Consider the following 23,502-nt stretch of genomic DNA (forward strand, 5'->3'; position numbering starts at 1 on the left):
AGCCATAGCGGTCCTACGGTGGCCGGGTGACCGAGCCACCCGTCCCCGCCGCAGCCGAGCAGCCCGAGACCGGTGCGCGTGCCGGCACGTCCGGCGGGATGGACGGTCGGCCACCCGGCAGATGGCGCTCGGTCACCGCGCGGGCCGCCCGGGGCCTTCCGCGAACCGTCTCCGGCCGAGGGACTCTGGCCGGCGCCGTCGTGTCCGGCCTGCTGATCCTCGCGATCGTGTTCGGCAGCCGCCTGCTGCACGACTTCGACTCCGCGCTGCTGCCGTACGCCGTGGCCACCGTGTTCCTCGCCTTCGGCGTCGCCTACCGCTACACGGTCTGGGTGTCGGCACCCGGCGCCCGACGGCTCTTCAGGAACGGCTGGCGCAGCCTGTTCTCGAGCGAGAACTTCGGCAGGACACCCACCGCCCTGCCGAAGATGATCGCGACCTATCTGGGTTTGCAGAAGTTCCTCGGCGCCCGCTCCCACGCCCGCTGGGCCGCCCATCAACTGATCTTCTGGGGCTGCGTCCTCGCCGCGCTGATCACCTTCCCGCTGACCTGGGGCTGGTTCACCTTCACGTCCGACAGCGGTCCGGGACCCGGCTACGCGATGCGGATCTGGGGCATCAAGGTCCTCGGTTTCGACTCGCTGAACATCCTCGGCTGGCTGATGTTCCACGGCCTGGACATCGCCGCGGCGCTCGTCATCCCCGGCGCGGGATACTTCCTCTGGCGCCGTATGAAGGACCGTGGGGCCATCACCGGACAGCGCTTCGCCTACGACATGGTGCCGCTGCTCGCACTGATCATCATCTCCGTGACGGGCCTGCTGCTCACCTTCTCCTCGCTCTTCCTGCACGGCGGGGGCTACGAGTTCCTGGCGATCCTGCACATGGTGTCGGTGGTCTTCACCCTGATCTACATCCCCTTCGGGAAGTTCTTCCACATCGTCCAGCGCCCGGCAGCGGTCGGCATGCAGCTCTTCAAATACACCGGGCGCCAGGACGACGAGGTCTTCGCCTGCCGCCGCTGCGGAGAGGCGATCGACACCGGCCCGTACGTCGAGAATCTGCGCGGCACCATGCGTGACCTCGAACTCGGCTTCGACGCATGGGCCGAATACTGCCCACGCTGCAAGCGGGTACTGCGCGGCAACGCCTATCTCACCCAGGTCAAGAAGGGTTTCCAGTGACCGCGGATCCACGCGTGGCCGACAGCCGTACGACCGTCCCCCTCGATCCCTCCCTCGCTCCGCCCGGCACCCGGGGCTTCCGGGACGCGGGCGGTATTCCGGCCGACCAGTGGCACGCGGACCAGAACGGCGAGACGCTCGTACCCACCCACTGCTGCTTCTGCGGCGTCCAGTGCGGGATGTATCTCCGGGTGGACCGCGGCGGCAAGGTCTTCGGCGTGGAGCCCCGCAACCACGACATCAACCGCATGCGGCTCTGTCCCAAGGGCATCAACGCCTATCAGCAGGTCAATCACCCGGACCGGCTCACCGCCCCTCTCATGCGCCGCTCCCGGGACGAGGAACTGCGGGAGGTCTCCTGGGACGAGGCGCTCGACTTCACCGTCTCCGAGATCGAGCGCATCCAGCAGGAGCACGGACGGGACGCCTTCGGTGTGCTCGGCGGGGCCAGCCTCTTCTCCGAGAAGACGTATCTGGTCGGCAAGTTCGCCCGGGTGGCGCTGAAGACCAGGCATGTCGACTACAACGGCCGGCTCTGCATGGTCAGCGCCGCCGGCGCCAACAAGCTCGCCTTCAACATCGACCGGGCCGGCAATCCCTTCGCCGACATCCTGCTCACCGACTGCCTCCTGCTCGCCGGGGCCAACGTCGGTGAGTGCTTCCCCGTGCTGACCCAGTACGTCTGGGGGGCCCGGGACCGGGGCGCCACCCTGATCGTGATCGACCCGCGTGAGACGGCCGTCGCGCGCACCGCCGACATCCATGTCGCGCTCAGGTCGGGCACCGACTCGGCCTTCTTCAACGCCGTGCTGAACGTGATCATCGAGGAGGGCCTCACCGACGAGGCGTACCTCGCCGACCACGCCACCGGCTGGGAGGAGGTCAAGGCCAACGTCGCCCAGTACCCCCCGTCCCGCGCCGCGGAGATCTGTGGGATCCCGGCCGAGCAGGTGGTCCAGGTCGCCCGCGCCTTCGCACGGGCGCCCAAGGCCATGGCCTTCCACGCCCGGGGCATCGAACACCACACACAGGGTGTGGAGAACTGCCTCAGCGTGATCAACCTCTGTACCGCCACCGGCCACATCGGCAAGCCCGGTGCCGGCTACGGCACCCTCACCGGGCAGGGGAACGGCCAGGGCGGCCGCGAACACGGCCAGAAGGCCGACCTCCTCCCCGGCGGGCGCTCGATCCTCAACGAGGAGCACCGCCGGCAGATCTGCGAGGTCTGGGGCATCGAGGAGTCCGAACTCCCCGCCGCCGGCACCTCGATGATGGAGATGGTCGGGCAGATGCAGCGCCAGGAGATCCGCGGCCTGATCGGCATCTGCAACAACCCCTTCGTGTCGCTCCCCAACTACGCCGTGGTCAAGGAGGGGTACGACACCACCGAATTCCACGCCCAGTTCGACTTCTTCCTCTCCGAGACCGCGGCCAACGCGCACGTCGTCCTCCCCGTCACCATCTGGGCCGAGGACGAAGGGGTGATGGCCAACGCGGAGGCACGCGTCGTCAAGCACAACAAGGCGCAGGAGCCGCCGTCCGGAGTCCGCACCGACACCTGGGTGATGTGTGAGATCGCCCGTCGTCTCGGAGCAGGGGACAAATTCGCCTTCGGCAGCTCCCGTGAGGTCTTCGACGAGCTGCGCCGGGCCTCCGCGGGCACCATCATCGACTACTCCGGCATCACCTACGAACGGCTCGAGGAGACCGGCGGAATCTCCTGGCCCTGCCCTTCCACCGATCACCCCGGCACCCCACGTCTCTTCGAGGACGGCACGACCTACCACGCCGACGGCAAGATCCATATGCAGGTCGTCGAGTGGCATCTGCCGGCCGACCCCTACGACGCCGATCACCCGATGTCGCTGACCACAGGTCGCACCGTCGCCCACTTCCTCTCCGGCAACCAGACCCGCAGGCTGGGAGCCCTCGTCGAACAGACCCCGCGGCCCTGGGCCGAGGTCCACCCCTCCCACGGATTCCGTAACGGCGAACCCGTACGCGTCGTCACCCGGCGTGGCAGCGAGGTGTTTCCCGCACTGGTCACGGAGGCGATCAGGCCCGACACGGTGTTCATCCCCTACCACTGGCCCGTTCCGACGGCCGCCAACGCGCTCACCATCGACGCCCTCGACCCCCGCTCCAAGATCCCCGAGTACAAGGTCTGCGCCTGCCGCATCGAGCACGCCGAAGCGATCGACGAGGTCCCCGCACCCCCGGTGGCCCCGGGGCACGTCGCCTGTCCCGAGACCCAGGTCTCCCGCACGGACCCGCTGCCCCCCACGGCCCCGCAGGGCCGCGGCACCTCGGAAAGGACCTGATGCCCGGATGATGGGCAGAACGATGTTCATCGACCCGGGGCGCTGCATCGGCTGTCAGGCCTGTGTCTCTGCCTGCCGGGAATGTGACTCGCACCGTGGCAAGTCGATGATCCACCTCGACTACCCCGACGAGGGCTCTTCCGTCGCCTCCCTTCCCACGGTCTGTATGCACTGCGAGGACCCGGTGGCCCCTTGTGCCGAGGTCTGCCCCGCCGACGCGATCCTCGTCACCGCGGACGGCGTCGTGCAGCAGGCCGACACCACCCGTTGCATCGGCTGCGCCAACTGCGTCAACGCCTGCCCCTTCGGTGTCCCGAAGATCGACCTCCAGGCGAAGCTGCAGATGAAGTGCAACCTCTGCTACGACCGCACCGCCTATGGGCTCGCGCCCATGTGCGCCACCGTCTGCCCCACCGGCGCGCTCTACTACGGCACCATCGAGGAACTCCAGGCCGAGCGCCCCGGTGTGCAGGTCGCCGACACCTTCGTCTTCGGCGAGAGCGAGGTCCGCACAGGCGTGGCCATGGTCGTGCCCGCGGAGCGGGTCCGGTGGCCGGTGCCCGGTGGACTTCCCGTCGTCGAGATCAACGGGAAGGACGTCCGCCGATGAGCGTCACCGAGCAGCAGCCGGGCCACGACCACGGCCGCGAGCACGGCCCCGGCCCCGGCCCCGGATCCCGTTCCGGCTCAGGGTCCGGCTCCGGATCCAGCTCCGGGGGCAGGCCCGGGAGCGACCCCCGTGAGGCGCTGCACGACCGGATCGCCGCGGACTCGCTGACCACCCGGCGCGACTACCTCCGGATCGTCGCCACCGTGTCCGGAGGCCTCGCCGTGGGCGGTCTGGCGGTCGCGGGCGGCATCCTCCACCGGCACGGCGAGACGGAGGACGGGAAGGCACCGGCCCCGAAGCGGATCGCCACGCAGCTGCTGCCCGGCCAGTCCCTCGCCTTCCGCTACCCGGGCGACGAGGACCGGGCCGTTGCCGTGCGGCTGGACGACGGGACCCTCGTCGGCTACTCCGCCGTCTGCACCCACCTGGCATGCGGAGTGCTCTGGCGTAAGGACCGGGGTACGGAGGGCGAGCTCTACTGCCCCTGCCACGAGGGGGTCTTCGACGCCCGCACCGGTGAGGTCACGGTAGGCCCGCCGCCCCGTGGGCTGCCCAAGGTGGTGCTGACCGAGATGGACGACGGCGGTATCTGGGCCGTGGGCACCACCCGCTCGGGAGAGACCGCCGAGGAAGGGCTGTGCCGCCAGCTCGCCGAGGACCGCCCGGATCTCGCCGAGCAGATCGGCTGCCCCGGCACCGGAGGCGGTGCGGAGGCCCCACCCGCGGCCGCCGCGTCCGGGGAGGCCCCACCCGCGGCCGTCGCGTCCGGCGCCGGGACCACGGGGAGTCGGTCATGACCGAGCCTCTGGACCCGGTCGAGCCACCACGGCCCCCCAGCGCCTCCGGACCGGGTCCTGCCTGTCCCGACTACCACCCGGGCAGCGCGCAAGCCGAGCTGAACCGCCCCGTCCAGGAGCGCTATCCCCAGATCCGGCCCACCAGCGGCTACGCCGACCCTCGGGTGCGCCACACCGGTCCGGGCCCAGGGGCCGGCTCCGAGCAGGAACCGGAGCGTTCCACCAAGCTGACGGCCCGGCTCGTGCTGGCGATGAGCGTCGTCATCGGTCAGCTGTGGGCGCTGACCGAGGTCGTCAACGTCTGGATGGAGGGCGACACGGGCACGGCCTGGTGGGGAGCCGGTTTTCTGTGCCTGTCCTTCCTCGTCGTGCTGGGGCTGTGGATGCTCGACCCCAAGGACCGCTGAGCTCGGCCGTACCCTTGAGGCATGAGTACCGCCTCCTCTTCCGGACCGCGCGAGTCGCAGCCGTCGCAGCCACAGCAGCGGCCACCGCGGGAGTCCGGGCCCCGGCCTCCGGCTCTGATCTTCGATGATCCGCTGGACCGGCAGTCCGCGGACGACACGGACCAGGGGTGGGGCGAGCGGGCTCCTGCCGGCGGCGGTGCTGCCGACCTGGCCCGCTTCCTCGACGAGAAGCCGCCCCACCACATCTGAGCCCGTCCTATTCGGCATGGGACACCGCCACCGCGAGCTGCCCCGACGCACCGGCCCCCGCCAGAGCCGCCGCGGTGTCCCGCTCCACGGACAGGACCACCAACGCGCCCTGGCCCATGCCCGCCCCGCCGTCGGCCGCCAGGAACGACGCTTCCCCGCCGGCCGCCGGCGACGGCGCCTCACCGGCACCCGCAGCACCCGAGCCATCCGCCGACACACGCGAGCCGTCCGCCGCACCATGGGGGAGGCCCGGCGCACCGCGCGGGACCTCCGCCACCCGTACGTCCCGTGCCACCACCTCGGCCCCGGTCCCGCCGTCGCCCGCGGCGATCACATCGACGCGGTCACCCGGCCGCAGCAGCCCGACCGTCGCCGCGTCGGCGATCCGCACCGGAGCTGACACCAGGTGTACGGCCGGCCTGTCCGGCCCCGGTGGCGCGCTTCCGGCGACGGCCGCCGCCCCTCTCTCACCGACCGCACCCGAAGCCGCGAGCACGGCGGAGGCAAGCGCGAAGCCCGCCGCCAGTGCCCGGCGCTGCCCGCGGAGGACCCGCCTCAGCCGCCCCCCACGGCCGCCGCGCACCCGCAGGGGCCCGAAGGGCGGGACCCCGCACGGCGCGGGAAGCGCGGGAAGCGCGGGAACAGAGGGCGAAACGGGACGTGTATCGGAAACCGAGGGGAACATGGCCAACACCACCTGCCGTGAGGGGAGTCCCGCGGGCGGCCCCGCCGGATTCCCTCACGATCCACCCTCCGCGGAAATCCTGCCCGGCCCTGTGGACAGCCCGCCCGATGTGGACAACTCGGCCACCCGCACGCGCCGCCCCAGGGGCAGAGCAATCCCAGTGCCGAGCCCGCCCACGGCAGTTCGCCCCAGTGCCGAGCCCGCCCACGGCAGTTCGCCCCTATCCAGCCCGCCTACGGCAGCATCCAGCCCGCCTACGGCAGCGCGATCCCCGTGTCGAGCCCGTCCAGCGCGTGCGCGCACACGCAGTCACGGTCCTGGGTCGCCGGCAGAGCGGCGACCGCGTCGAAGAGCACCGACCGCAGCCGGTCCACATTGGCCGCGAACACTTCGAGCACCTCCGTGTGGCTGACGCCCTCACCGGCCTCGGCCCCCGCGTCGAGGTCCGTCACCAGTGTCAACGTCGTGTAGCAGAGGTTCAGTTCACGGGCGAGGACCGCCTCCGGGTGTCCCGTCATCCCGACGACCGACCAGCCCATCGCGGCATGCCAGCGCGACTCGGCGCGGGTCGAGAAACGCGGGCCCTCGACCACGACCAGGGTTCCGCCGTCCACCGGCTCCCAGTCGCGGCCACGCGCCGCCGCCAGAGCAGCCTTGCGGCCGTCGGGGCAGTAGGGGTCGGCGAAGCCGAGGTGCACCACCTTCGGCTGGGTCCCGTCCGCCAGGGGCTCACCGTCGTAGAACGTCTGCGTGCGGGCCTTGGTGCGGTCGACCATCTGGTCCGGTACGAGCAGGGTGCCGGGGCCGTACTCCGGTCGGAGACCGCCGACCGCACACGGGCCGAGCACCTGGCGCACGCCGACGGAGCGCAGCGCCCAGAGATTGGCCCGGTAGTTGATCCGGTGCGGCGGGAGGTGGTGGCCGCGCCCGTGGCGCGGGAGGAAGGCCACCCGGCGGCCGGCGAGCTCACCCAGGAAGAGGGAGTCGCTCGGAGCCCCGTACGGGGTGTTCACCTGGACCTCGGTCACGTCCTCCAGGAAGGAGTAGAAGCCCGATCCGCCGATGACACCGATTTCCGCTGTACCTGTTTCTGCGTTCACCATGCGGTCACACTACGGGCCGTCACACCACGGGCCGCCGCCGCACCGTAGGCAGTTCTCCGCTGCCGGGCGGGCATGACGAAGACCCCGCCGATTCGATCGGCGGGGTCCTGCGAAAGGCGTGGCGTACGTGGGCCTCGGACGGCCTCGGACCGTCGCAGAGACGGCCCCGGACGGCCTCAGGCGGCCGACGTACCGCTCGACGTCGACGACGAGGAAGAAGCCGAGGAGGAGGACGAGGAGGCAGCCGAAGCGGCCGGCTTCGCGTCCGACGTCGACGATCCGGCGGACGAGTCCGATCCGGAAGACGAATCCGACGCCTTGTCCGATCCCTTGGAGGACGACGTGGCCGGTGTGCTGCTCGACGAGGAGCCACGGCTGTCGTTCCGGTAGAAACCGGATCCCTTGAAGACGATGCCGACGGCCGAGAACACCTTCTTGAGGCGTCCTTCGCAGTTCGGGCACACGGTCAGGGCATCATCGGTGAACTTCTGCACCGCTTCGAGGCCCTCGCCGCACTCGGTGCACTGGTACTGATAGGTCGGCACTTGCTCCTCCTGGCACTCTCACTCAATGAGTGCTAACGACGTTCTATAGTGACCTATTCCGCGCGATCAGTCCACCGTGACCGGCTCTCGGTGACCGATCCCACGCGCCACGGTCCGCCCTCCGTGCGTCGGCGTCAGCCGTGAACGCAGGGTCAGCAGGGTCGCCAGCGCCAGTGCGGTGCCGGCCAGCGGGACCACGAAACCTGTGCTCGCGCCGTGGGCGTCCGCCAGCTGTCCCGCGGCCGTGACGGCCGCCGCCTGGCCGAGCGCCACCGCGCCCGTCAGCCAGGTGAAGGCCTCGGTACGCGCGGACGCGGGCACCAGCGCGTCGACCAGGGTGTAGCCGCTGATCAGCGCGGGCGCGATGCACAGTCCGACCAGCAGCCCGAGCCCCGCCAGCAGCGGTACGGAGTGCACGGCCCAGAGCCCGGACGCGGTCAGTGTCAGGGTCAGGTAGCCGATGATCAGCCGGCGGCGCGGGCTGCTCTTCCAGGCGACGGCCCCGCAGGCGATGCCCGCCAGCATGTTGCCGGCCGCGAAAATCCCGTACAGCAGCCCGTTCACACCGGGCCGTCCGATCTCCTCCGAGAACGCCGTCAGGGAGACCTGCATGCCGCCGAAGACGGAGCCGATGCCCAGGAAGGTGACCGCGAGGACCCGCACCCCGGGCACGGAGAGCGCCGAGCGGTGCGGTTCGGCCGCCGTGGCGGCGACCCGGGGTACGGGCTGGGTGGAGCGCTGCGCGGCGAACAGTGCGCCGCCCAGCAGCGTCAGCGCCGCCTCGGCGATCAGTCCGGCCGCCGGGTGCACGCCGGTGCACAGCGCCGTCGCGAGCACGGGTCCGACGACGAAGGTGAATTCGTCCGTCACGGACTCGAAGGCGGTGGCCGTGACCAACAGCGGGGAGGCCGGGCGCCCCGGTGCGGCGCCGAGCCGGGCCGCCCAGCGGGCCCGCACCATCGGCCCCACCTGGGGGACGGACGCGCCCGTGGGCACCGCCGCGAGGAACAGCGCCCACAGGGGCGCGTCCGCGAGGGCGAGCGCCGTGAGCGCGCCGACGGACGCGGCGTGCGCGAGGACGCCGGGCAGCAGCACGGCGCGCTGGCCGAACCGGTCGGCGAGCCTGCCGCTCTGCGGCGCGAACAGGGCCATGGAGACGCCGGACACGGCGGCCACCGCGCCCGCGCTGCCGTACGAGCCGGTGGTGTGCTGCACCAGGAGCACGATGCCGATGGTCAGCATCGCGAAGGGCTGCCGGGCGGCGAAGCCCGGGAGGAGGAAGGTCCACGCACCCGGGGTGCGCAGCAACTGCCCGTAACCGGGGCGGTCGGAGACCGTGGACGCCACGGTCCTTGCCTTTCTGCCGCCTGGTGGCCGTGCTCCCCGGCCGGCCCGCGCCGGGGCGCGGGGAGTGTGCGGGGGCTGCCGAGAGCTGTCCTCTTCGCGCGGGACTGCGGTAGATGCCGGGCGCTCGATCCGGAGCCGGTGAGGACGCCACGACCGCCATACGGTCGCGCCAGCTCTGCGTCAGGCAGAGTTGGTCGATCAGATTGTCAAGTCACTGGATCAGGAGATCCGCCTTCATCTTACAGGTACCGGACCCGCTACACCTGCGATTGTGCGCGGATTCTCGTGGCCCGGAGACAGGCCCTCCGGGGCGCCGCGGGTCAGTGAGGCGCCTTGCTGCCGTCGGCCTTGCCGCCGGGGAGGCTCTCGCCGCCCTTGCCCAGCTTTCTGGCCAGCTTCGCGAGGCTCGGCACCTCCACCACGGCGTCGTCCGGTCCGTCCGTCCCGCCCGTCCCCAGCCAGCCGGCCAGCTTTCCGCCCTGGCCGACCGCCCGCAGCCGGGCCTCCGCCGCGTCGCGCACCGGATCGGTCGCGACGACCAGCAGTTCGTCCCCGCGGTGCAGCACGGTCGACGGCGCCGGGACGAAGCTCTTGCCGTCCCGGACGACGAGGGTGACCGCGGCCCCGGCGGGCAGCCGCAGCTCCGCGACCTCCACGTTGTGCATCTTGGACTTGCCGGGGACCGCGACGGACAGCAGATGGCCGCGCAGTCGTTCCAGGGGGGCCGACTCGATACCGAGGTCGGAGGTCTCCGACGGGTCGTCGGAGATCTTCAGGGTCTTCGCCAGCCAGGGCAGCGTCGGTCCCTGGATCAGCGTGTAGACGATGACGAGCACGAAGACGATGTTGAAGACCCGGGTGCTGCCGTCGACCCCGGACACCATGGGAATGGTCGCCAGGACGATGGGGACGGCACCACGGAGGCCCGCCCACGACATCAGGGCCTTCTCACGTCTCGGCAGCCGGAAGGGCGCCAGGCTGATGAAGACCGACAACGGCCGGGCGACGGCGGTCAGTGCCAGCCCCACGACCACGGCGGGCCAGAAGTCGTCGATCAGGTCGTGCGGGGTGACCAGCAGGCCGAGCAGGACGAACATGCCGATCTGCGCCAGCCAGCCCAGCCCGTCGGCGAAGCCCCGGGTGGCCGGCCAGTGCGGGAGCTTGGAGTTGCCGAGGATCATGGCGGCCAGATAGACGGCCAGGAAGCCACTGCCGTGGGCCATGGCGCCCGCCGCGTACGCGGTCACCGCGATGGCCATCACCGCGATCGGGTAGAGCCCGGACGCGGGCAGCGCGACATGACGGATCCCGTACGAACCGAGCCATCCCACCGCGAGGCCGATCGCCGCGCCGATGGCCAGCTCCAGGGCTATCTCGCCGATCAGTACGTACCAGTGCTCCACCGGGCCGACGGCGGAGAAGGCCACCACGAGGATGACCACGGGGGCGTCGTTGAAGCCGGATTCCGCCTCCAGGACACCGGTGATCCTGGAGGGCAGAGGGACCCTGCGCAGGACGGAGAAGACGGCCGCGGCGTCGGTGGAGGAGACGACGGCGCCGATGATCAGGGCCTGCCGCCAGTCGAGACCGACGAGGAAGTGCGCCGCGGTCGCGGTGACACCCACGCTGACGCCCACGCCGAGGGTCGACAGCACGGCTGCCGCCGGCAGCACGGGTTTCACTTCTTTCCACTTCGTGCCCAGACCGCCCTCGGCCAGGATGACGACCAGGGCGGCGTAGCCGATCACCTGGGTCAGCTCGGCGTTGTCGAACTTGACGTCGAAGATGCCGTCCTGGCCCATGGCGATACCGATGCCGAGGTACAGGAGCAGGCTGGGGAGCCCGCTGCGGGACGAAATGCGTACGGCCACCACGGCGACCAGCAGGACGAGTGAGCAGACGAGCAGAAGTTCGTTGAGCGTGTGGACAGTCAGGGTCCGTTCCTTCCCTGCGTACGCCTTCCGGATCGACCTCCGGGCGGCCGGTACTTCGTTACCTTACCTAATCGTTAACGTTTTCTTGACGCCTTCGAGTGTCCGTGCGAACCGGTGCGCAAATGGATGCATCCCCATACCGCGTCCGAGTGGCTTCGGCGGGGCGCTTATGGTTGCTCCTGCACTCCCAGGACCACCCTGCCCCTCGAAGGACAGCGATGCCCGCCAACACAACCGCCCCTTCCGGGTCTTCCGCTGCGAAGAAGGCCGGCAGGAAGAAGGGGCGACGCGCCCGCCTGCTCGTGATCGTCCTGGTGCTGGCGCTTGTCGCGGGTGTCGGATACGGCGCCTACTGGTCCGTTTCCACGGTCAGGGCCTCCTACCCGCAGACCACCGGGGCGATAGATCTGAAGGGTCTCTCCGGCGACGTCGAGGTCAAACGCGACGACTACGGGATCCCGCAGATCTACGCGGACACCGACAGCGACCTCTTCCGCGCCCAGGGCTTCGTGCAGGCCCAGGACCGCTTCTGGGAGATGGACGTACGCCGTCACATGACGTCGGGGCGGCTCTCGGAGATGTTCGGCGCCGACCAGGTCGGGACCGATTCCTTCCTGCGCACGCTGGGCTGGCACAAGGTCGCGCAGGAGGAGTACGACACGGTCCTGGACGAGGACACCAAGAAGAACCTCCAGGCGTACGCGGCCGGGGTGAACGCGTATCTGGACGGCAAGGACGGCAAGGACATCTCCGTCGAGTACGCGGCGCTCGGTCTGACCAACGACTACAAGCCCACCGAGTGGACCCCGGTCGACTCGATCGCGTGGCTGAAGGCGATGGCCTGGGACCTGCGCGGGAACATGCAGGACGAGATCGACCGCTCGCTGATGACCAGCAGGCTCAGCCCGGAGCAGATCAAGGACCTGTACCCGGACTACCCGTACAAGAAGAACAAGCCGATCGTCGAGCAGGGCGGGATCTCTCCGGCCACCGGCACGTTCGACCCGGACGCGAACCCGTCGGACGACATAGGCTCGCAGACGATCGAGGGCGCGACCGAAGGGCTGAACACCCAGCTCTCCTCGCTCTCCGACACCCTGGACCAGATCCCGGCGCTGCTCGGCCCCAGTGGCAACGGCATCGGATCGAACTCCTGGGTCGTCTCGGGCGAGTACACGACGACCGGTGAACCACTGCTGGCCAACGACCCGCACCTGGCGCCACAGCTCCCCTCGCTCTGGTACCAGATGGGGCTGCACTGCCGTCAGCTCTCGGACTCCTGCCAGTACGACACGGCCGGTTACACGTTCTCCGGGATGCCCGGTGTGATCATCGGCCACAACCAGGACATCGCCTGGGGCTTCACCAACCTCGGCGCGGACGTCACCGACCTCTTCCTGGAGAAGGTCTCCGCCGACGGCTACCAGTACGACGGGAAGACCAAGCCCTTCACCACCCGTGTGGAGACCATCAAGGTCGCGGGCGGCAAGAGCCGGAAGATCACCATCCGCGAGACCAACAACGGCCCCCTGGTCTCCGATCGCGACACCGAGCTGGAGAAGGTCGGCAAGAAGGCCCCCGTCACCACCTCCGCGCCCGACCGTGGCGAGGGGTACGGCGTCGCCCTGAAGTGGACGGCGTTGCAGCCGGGGAAGTCCATGGACGCGGTCTTCGAGCTCAACCGGGCCAAGGACTTCACGAGCTTCCGCAAGGCCGCCTCGCACTTCGAGGTGCCGTCGCAGAACCTCATCTACGCCGACACCGACGGCAACATCGGTTACCAGGCGCCCGGCACGATCCCGGTCCGCCTGGAGGGCGACGGTACGACGCCGAGCCCAGGCTGGAGCTCGAAGTACGGCTGGGAGAAGGACCCCATCCCGTTCGACGAGCTGCCGTACGAGTACAACCCGGACCGTGGCTACATCGTCACCGCGAACCAGGCGGTCATCGGCGACGGTTACGAGCACATGCTCACCAAGGACTGGGGTTACGGCACCCGCAGCCAGCGGATCAACGACCTCATCCAGACGAAGATCGACGGCGGCGAGAAGATCTCGACCGACGACATGCAGACGATGCAGATGGACAACCAGAGCGCCATCGCCGCGCAGCTGGTGCCCGAGCTGAAGAAGATCTCCATCTCCGACAAGAGCGTCCGCGAGGCGCAGAAGCTGCTGGAGGGCTGGGACTACACCCAGGAGTCGGACTCGGCGGCGGCCGCGTACTTCAACGGCGTCTGGCGCAACATCCTCAAGCTGGCGTTCGGCGACAAGCTCCCCAAGGAGATGCGCGCCGAGGACGACTGCATCTATGTCGAGCCGGTCGCCGGCACCGGGCCGGTGGACGAGCAGAAGAAGCTCGTACGCGAATGCGGACAGCGCGCCCATGACGCCGCGCAGCCGGACGGCGGCGACCGCTGGTACGAGGTCGTCGAGAACATCCTGGACGACCAGGACAACGACTGGTGGAAGGTCCCGGCCAAGGGGCGCGAAGAGGCCATCGACAACCGTGACGAGCTCTTCGCCCGCGCCATGAAGGACGCGCGCTGGGAGCTGACCGCCAAGCTCGGCAAGGACATCACCACCTGGAGCTGGGGCCGGCTGCACCAGATGACCCTGCGCAACCAGACGCTCGGCAAGGAGGGCCCCAGCCTTCTGCAGCGGGCACTCAACCGCGGGCCCTGGGACCTCGGCGGCGGCGAGGCGGCCGTCGACGCCACCGGATGGAACGCGGCCGGCGGCTACCAGGTCATCTGGGTCCCGTCGATGCGGATGGTCGTCAACGTGGGCCACTGGGACAAGTCCCGCTGGATCAACCTCACCGGAGCGTCCGGGCACGCGTTCAGCGCGCACTACACCGATCAGACCGGCAAGTGGGTCGACGGGAAACTGCTCAACTGGTCCTTCGGGGCGCAAGCGGTGGACAAGTCCACCGTCGACACCCTCACGCTCAAGAAACCGTAGGGGCCCCTCAGGCGCCGCCCGAGTAGTACACCAGCCTGCCCTGGTTGATGACGGAGGTCGCCTGCTTGAGGTGGTGCACGCGGATGCTGACCGTGTAGGAGTCGATGCCGGTGACGGCGGCGAGACGTGTCGTCAGATAGCGGTAGAAGTCCTGCGTGCCGGTGCAGATGACGATGGCCATGAGGTTGTGCTCGCCCGCGATGGCGCCGCTGAAGGCGACCTCCGGGTGGCGGCCGAGTGCGGAGCCGACCTGGTGGAGCCGCGCGGGGGGCGTGCGTAGCCAGAGGGTCGCCTGGAGGTTCCAGCCCAGGCGCTGGGACAGCAGGTCCACGTCGAAGTACAGGGAACCCGCCTCCACCAGGGTCTCCATCCGGCGGGCGACACGGCTCGTGGACCAGCCGGTGAGCTCGGCCAGCCGCGCATGGCTCGCCCGGCCGTCCTCGGCGAGCGCGGCCAGCAGCGGCTGGTCCTCCTCCTTCGGCCTGATGGGCGTGACGGGGAAGTCGGGCGGGTCGGGGAAGCCATGCGGGTCGGGGAAGCCGGGTGCGTCGGGGGAGAGCCGGGGCTCGGGGCGCGGGTCGTGGGCGGTCAGCAGCGCGACCGCTTCCGCGCTCAACGGAGGCCCGAAACCCGTCCAGTGCGCCCAGGGCCCGCGGAAGGCGTGCAGCAGCAGGGACATGTCGACGCCGAGCACTCCGGAGGAACGCTGGAGGCGGCGCGGCAGCAGATCCGGGCCGTGATTCTCGGCGAACGGCGCGGTGAGGGTGCAGATGATCTCGGCGCCGCCCGTGGCGAGGTGCGCGTGGGACACGTCGGAGCGACGGGTCAGCGCATCCGCGATCGCGTCGACCCGGTCCGGGCGGCAGGTGACGCGTGCGACCCAGGTGGCCCGGCCGTGGACCGCCGGATCGACCAGGCCCACCACGCGCACCACACCTCGGCGCCGCAGCGCCTGGAACCGTCGCGCCACCGTCTGCTCGGACACGCCGGCGACCTCACTGATCAGCCGGAACGGTGCCCGGGGCGAGATCTGGAGAGAGTGGAGGATCTGTGTGTCAACGGGGTCGACCATGGAGTGAATATCCCTCTCTCGAACTCCTGGCGCAATTTTCCCGCGCAGACGGTGGTTGGAGGGGGAAGTCAGGTGACCCTTGCCTGAGACTGGTCCACGGAATCAGGTACGGCCGGATCGCCGAGCACAGGACAACGAAGCCCGGTGCTGCACGGCCGGGCGTGGAAGAGCGGGTCGACCCGAGCCGTACCGGCGTCGGGAGCACCCTGACCGCGCCGCGTTCCGGCGTCGCCCCGACGACCGGCCTGCTTCCGATCGGACGGACCATCGCGCAGGCCCGACAGGGCGCGCGGTGAGGCTGTCGGGTCGTCCGTGCCCGTACGACAGGTGCGCGCGGTCGTCCCGCGGTCCGGCTCGGCGTGAAGAAGTCGCCGGGCGGTCGTCCACGCAGCCACATGCTCAGAAGGAGCTGTCCACGTGTCCCACAGCAGTCCGGCCACCACTCCGGGCCAGACCGTCGCCGCAGGCCGCCAGGCGTCCGCGCCGCCGGTCGCCCACCGGAGCGCCACCATCCTCATGGCCTGCCTGGGGGTCTTCGTCGCGTACCTCCCGGTCACGTCGGTGTCGGTGAGCCTCCCGGCCATCCAGGAGGCGCTGGGCGCCTCGACCGCCCAACTGTCCTGGGTGTCGGACGCGTTCGTCCTGCCCATGGCCGCGTTCATCCTGACAGCGGGAGTGTTCGGCGACGTACACGGCCGTAAGAAGGTCTTCCTCGTCGGTCTCCTGCTGACGGCGGCCGGAGCGGTGACCGCGCTGAGCGCGGGCAGCGTGCAGGTCCTGTGGATCGGCCAGGCGCTGTCCGGCCTCGGTGCCGCGGCCCTCCTGCCGACCACGCTCGCCCTCATCAGTCACGCCGTGCCCGACTTCCGGGAGCGCGGCAAGTACATCGGTATCTGGGCGATGTGCCTGCTCGGGGCGCTCGCCGTCGGTGGTCTCCTGGCCGGCACCGTCGTGGCCCACACCGAGTGGCGCTGGATCTTCGTGGCGCCCATCCCGGTCGCGCTGATCGCCTTCGGCATCGCCGTACGGCTGCTCGCGGACTCGCGCGCCCCGCACGGGCGGCGTCTCGACTGGCCCGGCCAGATCACCGCCGCTCTCGCGATCACCGGGCTCGTCTACGGCGTCATCGAGGGCGGAGCCGGTTCCTTCGGCGACGTCCAGGTCCTGGTGGCGCTCGCCGTGGCCGTGGTCAGCGGTGTGCTGTTCGTGCTCTTCGAACGCCGCTCCGCGAGCCCCATGCTCGATCTGTCCCTGTTCCGCAGCCCGGGCTTCGCCGCGACCACCCTTGTCGCGATGGTGATGTTCATGGCCATGATCGGGTTCTTCTTCGTCCTGAGCCTGTACTTCGGGATGGTCCAGCACCTCGACACCCTGGACGCGGCCTGGCGGATGCTGCTGGTGACCGGGGCCGCCCTCGTCGTCAGCGGTCCGGCCGGGCGGCTCATGCACCGGCTCTCCACGCGCGGCATGATCACCATCGGTCTGCTCATGGTGACGGCCTCGCTGCTGACCCTGCTGGGTGCGGAGGCCGACACGTCCTTCGGGGCCCTGTCCTGGCGGCTGCTCCTGCTCGGGCTCGGGATGGGCCTGGTCACCACGCCGATGACGGCGACCGCGGTCGGTTCGGTCCCGCACCGGATGGCGGGGATGGCCGCCGCGGGGAACAACGCCTTCCGGCAGGTCGGCGGCGCCCTCGGTCCCGCGGTGCTCGGCGCCCTGCTCACCAGTCGTGCCGCCAGTGCTCTGCCCGGCCACCTCGCCGACGCGGGGGTCTCGGACACGACGGGCTCCCGTGTCGTGGAGGCCGTACAGGCCAACGGTCTCGGCGGCGCCGGCGGGGTGCCGCTGGGCGCGGAGGCGGGACGGGTGTGGGCCGCCGTCGGCGACTCCTTCCTCGACGGCATGCGCCTGTGCCTGATCGTCGCCGCCGCGCTGACCTTCCTGGCCGCGGTGCTCGCCTTCGTCCTCCTGCGCACCCCGCGCCCCGCCGCGGCCCCTGCCGGACAGGTCGTACGGCAGGGCGGCGCCGCACAGCCGTCCGTCGCGCAGGACACCGTCGGGAGCCCGGACCTGCCTCCGGCCTCTGTGGCCGGCACGGCCCGTACGGAGAGCTAGAGCACAGCCCCGCCTGTCCCCTCCCGGTGCGGGAAGCGCCGGGCGCCGGCAGGTGTGATCACGGCGTCCACGGGGTGGTCGTGCGGTTCCTCGGGGACCCGCGCGACCACCTCGTCGTCGTACAGCAGGACGACCAGGGCGGGATGCGCCCCGGCGGACGCGAGGCGGGCCAGTACGCGGTCGTAGCTGCCCCCGCCGCGTCCCAGCCGCATCCCGCGCCCGTCCACGGCCAGTCCGGGCAGCAGGACCACGTCAGTGTCCAGGACCGCCCCAGGGCCGAGGCGTGCGCCGGCCGGCTCCAGGAGGCCCCGGCCGGCGGGCAGGAGGTGCTCCGCGCCCTCGAACTCGGCCCAGTCCAGGTCGTTGTCCGCCATGAGTACCGGCAGCAGTACGCGTACGCCCCGGGCCCGCAGGGCGTCCAGGAGCGCATGGGTCCCCGGCTCGCGCCCCACGGACACATAGGCCGCCACGGTCCTGGCGCCGGCCAGCTCGGGAAGATTCTCGGCGGCCGTGACGAGAACCGAAGCGGTCTTTCTCACGTCTTCCGAGGTGAGAAGGCGGCGGGCGGCGAGCAATTCACGCCGCAGTATTGCCTTTCGGGACATGTCGTCGTTCAACGGGTGCTCGCATAGTTCGTTTATGAGGGTATAGGGGGACGAAGTTAACCGGACGCTCATCTTCCGCCCATACTCACCGGTTACAGTGCTGGGCATGACTCAGTCGCCCCGCAGGATCAGCAAAGCTGTCATTCCAGCTGCAGGCCTCGGCACCCGGTTCCTGCCGGCCACCAAGGCCACTCCCAAGGAGATGCTGCCTGTTGTCGACAAGCCCGCCATCCAGTATGTCGTCGAGGAAGCCGTCGCGGCAGGCCTCTCCGACGTACTGATGATCACCGGTCGCAACAAGCGTCCCCTGGAGGACCACTTCGACCGGAACTACGAGCTGGAGTCCGCGCTGACCCGCAAGGGAGACGCCGAACGCCTCTCCAAGGTCCAGGAGTCCAGCGACCTGGCCACCATGCACTACGTACGCCAGGGCGACCCGCGGGGTCTCGGCCACGCCGTCCTCTGCGCCGCACCGCACGTCGGCGACGAGCCGTTCGCTGTGCTTCTCGGTGACGACCTCATCGACCCGCGTGACCCTCTTCTCGCCAGGATGGTCGAGATCCAGGAGCGCGAGGGCGGCAGCGTCGTCGCGCTGATGGAGGTCGACCCCGCGCAGATCCACATGTACGGCTGTGCGGCCACCGAGGTCACCGCCGACAGTGACGTCGTCCGGGTCACCGGACTCGTCGAGAAGCCCGACCTGACCGACGCCCCCAGCAATCTCGCCGTCATCGGCCGCTACGTCCTGGACCCGGAGATCTTCGGCATACTGCGTCGCACCGAGCCCGGCCGCGGCGGTGAGATCCAGCTCACCGACGCCCTCCAGCTGCTGGCGGAGGACGAGAAGATCGGCGGCCCTGTGCACGGCGTGGTCTTCAAGGGCCGCCGCTACGACACCGGTGACCGCGGCGACTATCTGCGTGCCATTGTCAGACTCGCGTGCGAACGTGAAGACCTGGGCCCGGACTTCCGGACCTGGCTGCGCAGTTACGTCGACGAGGAGTTGTAACAGCTTGAGCAGCACCATCTGGTCGGTGGACGAGCACCTGGACGACATCCTCGCCGCGGTGAAGCCGCTCGAACCCATCGAGCTGCAACTGCCGGACGCCCAGGGCTGTGTCCTGGTCGAGGACGTCGTGGTGGAGGTCTCCCTGCCGCCCTTCGACAACAGCTCGATGGACGGATACGCCGTCCGGATCTCCGATGTCGAGGGCGCCAGTGAGGAGTTCCCCGCCGTGCTCACCGTCATCGGTGATGTCGCGGCCGGCGACGGAGGCCTGGCCGGCGACCGCTCCGTCGGCCCCGGCGAGGCCGCGCGCATCATGACCGGTGCGCCGCTGCCCCGGGGCGCCGAGGCGGTCGTCCCGGTCGAGTGGACCGACGGCGGCACGGGCGGCGGCCCCGCCTCCGCCATGCGGGCCCACAGCGACGCCCCGGAGGGTGCGAGCGGCGAGGTCCGCGTCCACCGTTCCGTCGAGCCGCGCGCCCATGTCCGGGCCAAGGGCAGCGATGTGACCCCGGGAGATCTGGCGTTGCGCGCGGGTTCGGTCGTCGGACCGCCGCAGATCGGACTGCTCGCGGCCATCGGCCGGTCCACGGTGCGGGTTCGGCCTCGTCCGCGCGTCGTCGTGCTGTCGACCGGCAGCGAGCTGGTGCAGCCCGGTGACGAGCTGACCGCCGGCCGGATCTACGACTCCAACAGCTTCGCGCTGACCGCAGCCGCGCGGGACGCGGGAGCCATCGCCTACCGCGTGCCGGCGGTCGCCGACGACGCCGAGACACTGCGGGCCACGATCGACGACCAGCTGATCCGCGCCGACATCGTCGTCACCACGGGCGGTGTGAGCGTCGGCGCGTACGACGTGGTCAAGGAGGCCCTGTCCTCCGTGGGCGACGAGGACGAGCCGGGCAGCGGTGTCGACTTCCGCACGCTCGCCATGCAGCCGGGCAAGCCGCAGGGCTTCGGCTCGATCGGCCCCGACCACACGCCGCTGATGGCGCTGCCCGGCAACCCGGTCTCCTCGTACGTCTCCTTCGAGCTGTTCGTCCGGCCGGCGATCCTGGCGCTGATGGGGATCGAGGACGTCCACCGTCCGAGGGTGCGGGCCACGCTCAGCGCCGACGAGGCGCTCACCTCACCGGCCGGCAGACGCCAGTTCCTGCGCGGGACCTATGACGCCGAGGCGGGCACCGTGACCCCTGTCGGAGGACCCGGATCGCATCTGATCGCCGCCCTCGCCCAGGCGGACGCGCTGATCGTGCTGCCCGAGGACGTCACGAAGGCCGAGCCCGGCACGGAAGCCGAGGTGGTCCTCCTCCGCTGACCCGGGCGCGGTGACGGTACGGTATCTGGCGCTGTGCCTTACCGGGGGAAGACCCCGGGTCCCCTGGTGCGCGCTCCGGAGCGCGACGGGCGGGCAACCGGCGCCCTACCGCTAGGCGGAGTGAGTTGAGTACGCAGAACAGGCTGACGCACATCGACGAGGCGGGTGCGGCCCGCATGGTCGACGTGTCGGAGAAGGACGTCACGGCCCGTGTCGCCCGGGCGAGCGGCCGGGTCCTGGTGTCGCCGCGCGTCGTCGAACTCCTCAGGGGCGAGGGCGTACCCAAGGGCGACGCCCTCGCCACGGCGCGCATCGCCGGAATCATGGGGGCCAAGCGGACCCCGGACCTGATCCCGCTCTGTCACCCGCTCGCCGTCTCCGGGGTGAAGGTCGATCTGAGCGTCGCGGACGACGCGGTGGAGATCCTGGCCACCGTGAAGACCACGGACCGTACGGGTGTCGAGATGGAGGCGCTGACCGCCGTGACGGTCGCCGCGCTCACGGTGATCGACATGATCAAGGCCGTGGACAAGGGCGCGGTGATCACGGACGTCCGGGTCGAGGCGAAGTCGGGCGGCACGTCCGGCGACTACCGACGCCCCGCACCGGACGGGGCGGACGCATGACGGCGCCCGGCGGACACCGGTACCGGGTCCTGGTCGTGACCGCGTCCAACCGCGCCTCCGCCGGTCTGTACGCCGACAAGGGCGGCCCTCTCATCGCCGAGGCGCTCACCGGCCTCGGATTCGACGTCGACGGCCCCCAGATCGTCCCCGACGGCGACCCGGTGGAAGCGGCCCTCCGCGCAGGAACGGCCGCGGGCTACGACGTCATCGTCACCACCGGCGGTACGGGCATCTCGCCCACCGACCGCACCCCCGAGGCCACCCGCAGTGTCCTGGACCGTGAGATCCCGGGCATCGCCGAGGCGATCCGCGCCGAGGGCCGGGACAAGGTCCCCACCGCCGCACTCTCCCGCGGCCTCGCGGGCATCGCGGACCGCACGCTCGTCGTGAACCTGCCCGGCTCGACCGGCGGTGTGCGCGACGGGCTCGCGGTCCTGGGCAGGCTACTGGTGCACGCCGTCGACCAGCTGCGCGGCGGCGATCACCCCCGACCGGGGAGCCCGAGCTGAACGTCCGGACCTGGCCGGTGATCCTGACCGACGGCACCGTCACCCTCCGCCCGATAAAGCTGCGCGACCAGAGCATGTGGCGCGAGGTCAACCGGCGAAACCGCGACTGGCTGCGGCCCTGGGAGGCGACCGTACCGCCGCCTGCCCCGGGCGGCCCTGTGGCCCATCGCCCCACCTACCGTCAGATGATCCGCCATCTGCGCGCCGAGGCCAACGCGGGCCGGATGCTGCCCTTCGCCATCGAGTACGAGGGGCGCCTCGTCGGGCAGTTGACGGTGGCGGGCATCACCTGGGGCTCGATGTGCTCGGGCCATGTCGGCTACTGGGTCGATCAGGACGTGGCGGGCCGCGGGGTCATGCCGACCGCGGTGGCACTCGCCGTCGACCACTGTTTCCGTACGGTCGGACTGCACCGGATCGAGGTATGCATTCGGCCCGAGAACACCCCCAGCCGACGGGTCGTGGAGAAACTCGGATTCCGGGCCGAGGGACTACGTCCACGTTATCTTCACATCGACGGCGCATGGCGTGATCACCTGATCTTCGCGCTCACCGCGGAGGAAGTCCCCGACGGGCTGCTGCGGCGTTGGCGCAGGATGCGGCCGGGTTCGCCCCGCACACCCGGGGAAATGAAATAAGTGTTCGAATTTGATCGCTCTCTGACAGTAATCAGACTCACTTTCGGCGACTGTTGAGCCGAACAATCACAAAAAAAGTCCGCGATATCAGCCGGATCGTGCGACACACCGGTCCAATTGGCGGATGCCGCCGTGCAAACCCCTCTACGGTGTGAGCGTGAGCAGCAGCGGCCTCATCTACGCAGTCATCGTCGGGGCCTGGGCCGCCTACTTGGTGCCGATGTGGCTCCGCAGGCAGGACGAGCTCAATGAAGCCCGTCCGACGGAACGCTTCAGCACCGCCATCCGGCTGCTGTCCGGACGGGCGGCCATGGAGCGCCGTTACGCCAAGGAGCTGCGGGAGCGGGATGCCGAGCAGGCGCCTGGCGACGTGGACCCGGATGCCGTCACGGACCAGTTGGAGTCCGTCGACGTCCGGGCCTTTTCCACGCCCCCGGACCATACGGAAGTACGGGTACGCCCCCCGGTCCCCGCCGCCCGGCAGGACGAGGAGCGTCCGCAGGGCGGCGCCCGCCCGTCTTCCGCCCGCCGGGAGAGCCGCCGGGACGGCCGACGGCCTTCCGGTGCCGAGACCGAGCGGGAACGCCGACGGCGCTCGCAGGTCCTGGCGCGCCGTCGGCGTACCACCACGATCCTCTTCATGGCGTTCACGCTCGGCGCGGTCGTCGCGGCGGTGGGCGGACTCCGCTTCCTCTGGGCGCCGGCCGTACCCGCCGTGCTGCTGAGCACGTACATCGTGCATCTGCGCGGTCAGGAGCGCCGCAGGTTCGTCTTCACCATGGACCGGCGCCGGGCCGAGGTGGCCGCGCAGCGGCTGCGCGAGAACCGGCCCCGCAGGCACCAGGCCGCCTCCTCGGCTCCCGCCGATGCCGACGAGGAGCCCGAAGCGGTCACGCCCGTGCCCACGGTCTCGCCCCAGGAGGCGGGCCGCCGCGCCCTCGTCGAGCAGACGGACCACGCGGAGTGGGTCGACCAGCAGCGCGAACGCGGACCGGCCCAGGGCGACAGCTGGGACCCGGTGCCGGTCCCGCTGCCGACGTACGTCACCGCCCCGGTCGCCCCGCGCGCCACGGGCGGGGTCGAGGTCGGCGACCCGGAGACCTGGAGCGCGGCCCGCTCCAGCCCCGCCGAGCCCACCCGTACAGACGCCAAGGCCGCCCAGGACCCGGCAGCCCCCGACGCCGAAGCGGCCCCGCGCCGCCGGGGCAACGGCGGCCCCAGGCGCACCCGCGACCGCGGCCGCACGCCCCTCTTCGACCAGTACGACGACGAGGACCGGCCGCGCGCGGCCAACGAGTGACACCGACGGCGACCCCGACTCGGTGACCTGCCGGGATACGGATTTCCGAGCACCCCGATCGGGGTGCTAGAGTTTCACTCGTTGCAAGGGCCTGTGGCGCAGTCTGGTAGCGCACCTCGTTCGCATCGAGGGGGTCTGGGGTTCAAATCCCCACAGGTCCACCGCACA

The 23,502-nt window shown here is 70.6% G+C and carries 21 protein-coding genes and 1 tRNA gene; 15 read left to right on the plus strand and 7 right to left on the minus strand.

What is annotated here, in order from left to right:
• Positions 1–26 precede the first annotated feature (26 nt).
• From OG623_RS20305 to OG623_RS20330, 6 genes are read left to right on the plus strand one after another with little or no spacing between them, the layout of a single operon-like run.
• The gene (locus tag OG623_RS20305; protein ID WP_406148212.1) at positions 27–1,184 is read left to right on the plus strand and encodes an MFS transporter; all 1,158 of its coding nucleotides are present in this window, start codon (positions 27–29) and stop codon (positions 1,182–1,184) included.
• Positions 1,181–3,505, plus strand: a complete 2,325-nt coding sequence (locus OG623_RS20310; RefSeq protein WP_406148214.1) for a molybdopterin oxidoreductase family protein — start codon at positions 1,181–1,183, stop codon at positions 3,503–3,505. The genes OG623_RS20305 and OG623_RS20310 overlap by 4 nt, the downstream gene beginning before the upstream one ends.
• Before the next feature lie 7 nt (positions 3,506–3,512).
• A complete protein-coding gene (locus tag OG623_RS20315; protein WP_406148215.1) occupies positions 3,513–4,115 on the plus strand; it encodes a 4Fe-4S dicluster domain-containing protein in 603 nt (200 codons plus the stop codon).
• Positions 4,112–4,912 carry a ubiquinol-cytochrome c reductase iron-sulfur subunit gene (locus OG623_RS20320; protein ID WP_406148217.1) on the plus strand — a complete coding sequence of 267 codons (801 nt, stop codon included), beginning with the start codon at positions 4,112–4,114 and terminating at the stop codon, positions 4,910–4,912. Before OG623_RS20315 ends, OG623_RS20320 begins: the two co-directional genes overlap by 4 nt.
• Positions 4,909–5,319: a hypothetical protein gene (locus OG623_RS20325; protein ID WP_406148218.1), complete on the plus strand. Its 411-nt coding sequence runs from the start codon at positions 4,909–4,911 to the stop codon at positions 5,317–5,319. The genes OG623_RS20320 and OG623_RS20325 overlap by 4 nt, the downstream gene beginning before the upstream one ends.
• Before the next feature lie 21 nt (positions 5,320–5,340).
• Complete coding sequence (locus tag OG623_RS20330) at positions 5,341–5,568, plus strand: hypothetical protein (protein WP_406148219.1); 228 nt, start codon at positions 5,341–5,343, stop codon at positions 5,566–5,568.
• Between the two features lie 7 nt (positions 5,569–5,575).
• On the opposite strand, the gene OG623_RS20335 is transcribed toward OG623_RS20330, so the two are convergent.
• From OG623_RS20335 to OG623_RS20355, 5 genes are all read right to left on the minus strand, one after another.
• Positions 5,576–6,253 carry a hypothetical protein gene (locus OG623_RS20335; RefSeq protein WP_406148221.1) on the minus strand — a complete coding sequence of 226 codons (678 nt, stop codon included), beginning with the start codon at positions 6,251–6,253 and terminating at the stop codon, positions 5,576–5,578.
• Positions 6,254–6,507: 254 nt separating this feature from the next.
• The gene (locus OG623_RS20340; protein WP_406148222.1) at positions 6,508–7,356 is read right to left on the minus strand and encodes an S-methyl-5'-thioadenosine phosphorylase; all 849 of its coding nucleotides are present in this window, start codon (positions 7,354–7,356) and stop codon (positions 6,508–6,510) included.
• Between the two features lie 176 nt (positions 7,357–7,532).
• Complete coding sequence (locus OG623_RS20345) at positions 7,533–7,901, minus strand: FmdB family zinc ribbon protein (RefSeq protein WP_406148223.1); 369 nt, start codon at positions 7,899–7,901, stop codon at positions 7,533–7,535.
• A gap of 66 nt (positions 7,902–7,967) precedes the next feature.
• On the minus strand, positions 7,968–9,248 hold the full coding sequence (locus OG623_RS20350; RefSeq protein ID WP_406148225.1) for an MFS transporter: 1,281 nt from the start codon (positions 9,246–9,248) through the stop codon (positions 7,968–7,970).
• 320 nt (positions 9,249–9,568) lie between these two features.
• Positions 9,569–11,122, minus strand: coding sequence for a potassium/proton antiporter (locus OG623_RS20355; RefSeq protein WP_406148226.1), 1,554 nt, complete (start codon positions 11,120–11,122; stop codon positions 9,569–9,571).
• 278 nt (positions 11,123–11,400) lie between these two features.
• On the opposite strand from OG623_RS20355, the gene OG623_RS20360 reads away from it, so the two are divergent.
• Positions 11,401–14,145, plus strand: coding sequence for a penicillin acylase family protein (locus OG623_RS20360; protein ID WP_406148228.1), 2,745 nt, complete (start codon positions 11,401–11,403; stop codon positions 14,143–14,145).
• Positions 14,146–14,152: 7 nt separating this feature from the next.
• Here OG623_RS20360 and OG623_RS20365 read toward each other — a convergent pair whose 3' ends face one another.
• A complete protein-coding gene (locus OG623_RS20365) occupies positions 14,153–15,217 on the minus strand; it encodes an Lrp/AsnC family transcriptional regulator (protein ID WP_406148230.1) in 1,065 nt (354 codons plus the stop codon).
• A gap of 516 nt (positions 15,218–15,733) precedes the next feature.
• Between OG623_RS20365 and OG623_RS20370 the strand changes: the two genes are divergently transcribed.
• The gene (locus tag OG623_RS20370; RefSeq protein WP_406151928.1) at positions 15,734–17,332 is read left to right on the plus strand and encodes an MFS transporter; all 1,599 of its coding nucleotides are present in this window, start codon (positions 15,734–15,736) and stop codon (positions 17,330–17,332) included.
• Here OG623_RS20370 and OG623_RS20375 read toward each other — a convergent pair.
• Positions 17,329–17,937, minus strand: coding sequence for a 5-formyltetrahydrofolate cyclo-ligase (locus OG623_RS20375; RefSeq protein ID WP_406148231.1), 609 nt, complete (start codon positions 17,935–17,937; stop codon positions 17,329–17,331). The two genes, OG623_RS20370 and OG623_RS20375, sit on opposite strands and share 4 nt — an antisense overlap.
• A 106-nt stretch (positions 17,938–18,043) precedes the next feature.
• On the opposite strand from OG623_RS20375, the gene galU reads away from it, so the two are divergent.
• The 7 genes from galU (at position 18,044) to OG623_RS20410 (ending at position 23,495) form a co-directional block, all read left to right on the plus strand.
• Positions 18,044–18,946: a UTP--glucose-1-phosphate uridylyltransferase GalU gene (gene galU, locus OG623_RS20380; protein ID WP_406148232.1), complete on the plus strand. Its 903-nt coding sequence runs from the start codon at positions 18,044–18,046 to the stop codon at positions 18,944–18,946.
• A 4-nt stretch (positions 18,947–18,950) separates the two neighbouring features.
• Positions 18,951–20,261, plus strand: coding sequence for a gephyrin-like molybdotransferase Glp (gene glp / locus OG623_RS20385; protein WP_406148233.1), 1,311 nt, complete (start codon positions 18,951–18,953; stop codon positions 20,259–20,261).
• Between the two features lie 125 nt (positions 20,262–20,386).
• Positions 20,387–20,887, plus strand: coding sequence for a cyclic pyranopterin monophosphate synthase MoaC (gene moaC, locus OG623_RS20390; RefSeq protein ID WP_406148235.1), 501 nt, complete (start codon positions 20,387–20,389; stop codon positions 20,885–20,887).
• Positions 20,884–21,396 carry a molybdenum cofactor biosynthesis protein B gene (locus tag OG623_RS20395; protein ID WP_406148237.1) on the plus strand — a complete coding sequence of 171 codons (513 nt, stop codon included), beginning with the start codon at positions 20,884–20,886 and terminating at the stop codon, positions 21,394–21,396. Before moaC ends, OG623_RS20395 begins: the two co-directional genes overlap by 4 nt.
• A 17-nt stretch (positions 21,397–21,413) precedes the next feature.
• Positions 21,414–22,034 (plus strand): GNAT family N-acetyltransferase, encoded by a 621-nt coding sequence (locus tag OG623_RS20400; protein ID WP_406148239.1) that lies wholly within the window; start codon positions 21,414–21,416, stop codon positions 22,032–22,034.
• Positions 22,035–22,158: 124 nt separating this feature from the next.
• A complete protein-coding gene (glpR, locus tag OG623_RS20405; RefSeq protein ID WP_406148241.1) occupies positions 22,159–23,334 on the plus strand; it encodes a gephyrin-like molybdotransferase receptor GlpR in 1,176 nt (391 codons plus the stop codon).
• Positions 23,335–23,421: 87 nt separating this feature from the next.
• Positions 23,422–23,495 (plus strand) — tRNA-Ala (locus tag OG623_RS20410).
• The last annotated feature ends 7 nt before the right edge of the window (positions 23,496–23,502 follow it).

The organism is Streptomyces sp. NBC_01012, assembly GCF_045162755.1.
Lineage (GTDB): Bacteria > Actinomycetota > Actinomycetes > Streptomycetales > Streptomycetaceae > Streptomyces.